Annotated in this window: 5 protein-coding genes; 4 read left to right on the forward strand and 1 reads right to left on the reverse strand. The window is 45.5% G+C overall.

Annotation, left to right across the window (positions count from 1 at the left end):
• The 4 genes from B3M51_RS00915 to B3M51_RS00930 all read left to right on the forward strand — a co-directional run.
• On the forward strand, positions 1-846 hold an 846-nt coding region (locus B3M51_RS00915; protein ID WP_292756209.1), incomplete at its 5' end, for an SPFH domain-containing protein.
• Position 847: 1 nt separating this feature from the next.
• A complete protein-coding gene (locus B3M51_RS00920) occupies positions 848-1,288 on the forward strand; it encodes an NfeD family protein (protein WP_292756210.1) in 441 nt (146 codons plus the stop codon).
• A gap of 2 nt (positions 1,289-1,290) precedes the next feature.
• Positions 1,291-1,890: a histidine phosphatase family protein gene (locus B3M51_RS00925; RefSeq protein ID WP_292756212.1), complete on the forward strand. Its 600-nt coding sequence runs from the start codon at positions 1,291-1,293 to the stop codon at positions 1,888-1,890.
• Positions 1,887-3,065: a cupin domain-containing protein gene (locus B3M51_RS00930; protein WP_292756214.1), complete on the forward strand. Its 1,179-nt coding sequence runs from the start codon at positions 1,887-1,889 to the stop codon at positions 3,063-3,065. The genes B3M51_RS00925 and B3M51_RS00930 overlap by 4 nt, the downstream gene beginning before the upstream one ends.
• Positions 3,066-3,068: 3 nt before the next feature.
• Here B3M51_RS00930 and B3M51_RS00935 read toward each other — a convergent pair whose 3' ends face one another.
• Positions 3,069-3,581: a zinc ribbon-containing protein gene (locus tag B3M51_RS00935; RefSeq protein WP_292481150.1), complete on the reverse strand. Its 513-nt coding sequence runs from the start codon at positions 3,579-3,581 to the stop codon at positions 3,069-3,071.
• Positions 3,582-3,701 lie beyond the last annotated feature (120 nt).

Genomic DNA, 3,701 nt, shown 5'->3' on the forward strand with positions numbered 1-3,701 from the left:
GACCAGGGCTGGGAATATACGGTTGAACGATTTGGCCGCTATACCAAAACCTTGCGACCAGGTTTGAATATCATTGTGCCGGTGATTGATAAGGTTGGCGCACGCATCAACATGATGGAGCAGGTATTGGATGTGCCCTCTCAAGGTATTATCACCAAGGATAATGCAATGGTACGAGTTGATGGTGTGGTGTTTTATCAGGTGATCCATGCCGCAAAAGCAGCTTATGAAGTCAGTGGTTTGGATAATGCCATTCTGAATTTAACCATGACCAATGTGCGGACAGTAATGGGGTCAATGGATTTGGATGAATTGCTATCCAAACGTGATGAAATCAATACACGTCTTCTAACAGTGGTCGATGATGCAACAACACCATGGGGCATTAAAGTTACCCGGATTGAAATTAAGGATATTGAACCACCAGCCGATCTGATTGAGGCCATGGGCCGTCAGATGAAAGCAGAGCGGATTAAACGCGCAAATATCCTGGAAGCTGAAGGCCATCGTCAATCTGAAATTTTGCGTGCAGAGGGTGAGAAGCAGGCTGCAGTTCTGGATGCGGAAGGCCGTCGTGAAGCGGCATTTCGGGATGCGGAAGCACGTGAGCGTCTTGCAGAAGCGGAAGCCAAAGCCACCACCATGGTTTCTGAAGCGATTGCCCAAGGCGATGTGCAGGCAGTAAATTATTTTGTTGCCCAAAAATATATTGAAGCGCTCAAAGATATGGCCAGTGCCGATAATCACAAAATCATCATGATGCCGCTGGAGGCTGGAAGCGTTATCGGCTCACTGGCAGGCATAACCGAACTGGCTAAAGAAGCCTTCGTGCGTAAAGACAACTGATATGCCTTTCATTATCGACTTCTGGCACTGGTGGGTATTAGCAATAGTGTTGATTACTCTGGAAATTATCCTGCCCAGTTTTTTTGCTTTGTGGCTGGGAATCGCGGCATTTCTCACCGGTCTGGTGTTGTTACTGTTTCCTGAGATTGCCTGGCAGTTTCAATGGTTGATGTTTGCAGTATTGTCGGTGCTCAGTATTGTGTTGTGGCGCCGCTATTACATTAAACATCCCATTGCCACCGATGAACCCCTATTAAACCGGCGCGGCGAACAGCATGTTGGCCGCATTATCACATTGACCAACCCTATTGTGAATGGACAGGGGAAAGTCATTCTCGACGATTCAACCTGGAAAGTGCATGGGCCCGATTGTCCTACAGGGACTCGGGTCCAGGTCACAGCGGTGGATAACGTCATTCTCAAAGTTGAAATTATTGGTTAACAATGGCTTTAGTGATCGATTTGATGCGTCATGGAGAACCCCAAGGCGGAATGCGCTATCGTGGGCAACTGGATGATCCTTTAAGTGAGTTAGGTTGGCAGCAGATGCGCTGTGCAACTGAAAATAGTCAGCCCTGGCAAAAAATAGTCAGTTCCACTTTAATTCGTTGCGCGGACTTTGCCAAAGAACTTGCAGATAAACATGGCATTTCATTGCAATGTGATTCTGCATTTATAGAGATCGGTTTTGGTGACTGGGAAGGTAAAACTGCCAGCGAATTGGAGCAACAGAACAAAAAAGCGTTTTATGCCTTCTATGATGACCCGATAAAAAATACGCCAGCCAATGCCGAATCATTATTAGCGTTTCAACGGCGTATTCAAAAAGCCTGGCAAACCTTAGTGCAATCCCATACTGATAATCATATTTTACTGGTCGCTCATGCCGGGGTTATTCGCGTTATTCTCGCTGAGGTGTTAGCAATGCCGCTTGAGGCAATGTTTCGCATTCAAGTGCCTTACGCCGCAATTAGTCGTGTCGTTATTCATAATGAAGGCCCAAGGCTTTACCCCCAGTTACAGTTTCATGCAGCAAGCTTATGACAGCGTTTTTTAATACCGGTTTGACTCAGCAGCAGTTTCTAGATGAATACTGGCAAAAGAAACCGTTGGTGATTCGTCAGGCATTTCCTCTGCCCGTCAGTGATCTGACTCAAGAGGATTTAGCTGCGTTTGCAGCTGAAGCAGAAATCGAATCACGCTTGATTGAAGAGTTTGGTGATAGGCCCTGGCAACTGCAACACGGTCCTTTTGATGAAGATGATTTTGCTGCTTTACCGGAAACACACTGGACATTACTGGTGCAGGATATGGATAAGCATTATCCACCGTTACAGAAGCTGCTAACTGCATTTGATTTCATTGCCGACTGGCGTCGGGATGATGTAATGATTAGTTACGCACCGGAGGGCGGTTCAGTTGGACCGCATACCGATAGCTATGATGTTTTTTTACTGCAGGCGCAGGGAATCAGGCACTGGCAAATCAGTGATAAACCGTTAGCCGATGCGGTTTTCAGGAGTGATACCGATTTACGTATATTGCAGCAGTTTTCAGCCGATCATCAATGGGATTTGCATCCAGGTGATATGCTTTATTTGCCACCGCACTATGCTCATCATGGTGTGGCATTAAATCCGTGCCTGACGTTTTCAGTAGGTTTTAGGGCCCCATCACAGTTACAGTTGCTGGATGCTTTCAGTCATACACTGCAAGAGCAGGATATTGCAGAACAACTTTATGCTGATGGCGATACAAACGCAGCGTCTTCAACAACGGAAATTGATGACAGTGCAATAAAGCGGTTTCAGAATTTATTGTTGAAAACCATCACTGAAAACTCTGACTTAATGGTTTTAGCGGTAGGGCGACTGGTCACAGAAACCAAATCAACTTTACAGGAGCTGGCCGACGAGTTTATCGCTGATAAAGCCTCGCTCGCCGAACTGGATAGACGCTTTAACAACGGCGAGTATTTACAACGCAATGGGTATTTACGCTTTGCCTGGCATAACGATACTGCTAAGGCCTATTTATTTGTTGCTGGTGAAGCTTATTCTGTTGAGTTGGCCGCAGTGGAAACGCTTTCGTGGCTAACCACCCAATCTCAACTCGACCAGAAGGACTGGCAGCAATTACGCAAATACCCTGCATTGGCCGATGTCTGTTGCGAGTTGATTGCAGAGGGTGCTTTCTATTGGCCGGAAGATTTTATTTAAAATTTATTTTGAATAGCGACTGAAATCTGTGTGATGGCATTTTGGGCAAGGAGGGATGCGACCTGTTTTCTTGAAGTGCATTTCTGTACCGCATGAATCACAAAATAAAGTGCCTATACCGGTAATTTCTCCGGTGTGATATTGCTGAGCCATTTGTGCCTGACTGGCCAGCTGGCCGAGCTCAAGGCGTGTGCGGTCTGCGACAGAGGCAAATAATTCATATAGCCGCGCTTCAACGAGCTGCAAATCAAAATTAAACCAGGTGGAAAATTCCTTACCCGTTGTTTCCAGATATTCCGCAGCATCATGTAAATCACGCTCAACATAATAGGCAATTTTGTCGGCTTCTTCTGCGGTGACTTCTCGTAATTCTATAGCGCGTAATTTTGCCAGTTCAATGCGTTGTTTAAGGGTAGGAACAGCATTGCTTTCAGATTCTTCAAAAAAATGCTGAATACGTTCCATCATTTTGTCATAAGCTGCTGCGAACTTTTCTTCGAAGTTATTTTCTGACATGACTTAACCCTTTATCTGATGCGGTTTTTAGGTTAACTTAGCACAAATTAATCCAACGGAGGAAACCGTTTTGATCACCACACGCAAGCTATTGTTTGGCGGATTTTTATTTTGTTTCAG

Origin of the sequence: Methylophaga sp. UBA2689 (assembly GCA_002354555.1) — a bacterium.
In the GTDB taxonomy this organism is placed as follows: domain Bacteria; phylum Pseudomonadota; class Gammaproteobacteria; order Nitrosococcales; family Methylophagaceae; genus Methylophaga.

Coding starts and splice junctions, on each gene's coding strand:
- B3M51_RS00920 (WP_292756210.1), top strand. CDS start 848: ATGCCTTTCATTATCGACTTCTGGCACTGGTGGGTATTAGCAATAGTG.
- B3M51_RS00925 (WP_292756212.1), top strand. CDS start 1,291: ATGGCTTTAGTGATCGATTTGATGCGTCATGGAGAACCCCAAGGCGGA.
- B3M51_RS00930 (WP_292756214.1), top strand. CDS start 1,887: ATGACAGCGTTTTTTAATACCGGTTTGACTCAGCAGCAGTTTCTAGAT.
- B3M51_RS00935 (WP_292481150.1), bottom strand. CDS start 3,581: ATGTCAGAAAATAACTTCGAAGAAAAGTTCGCAGCAGCTTATGACAAA.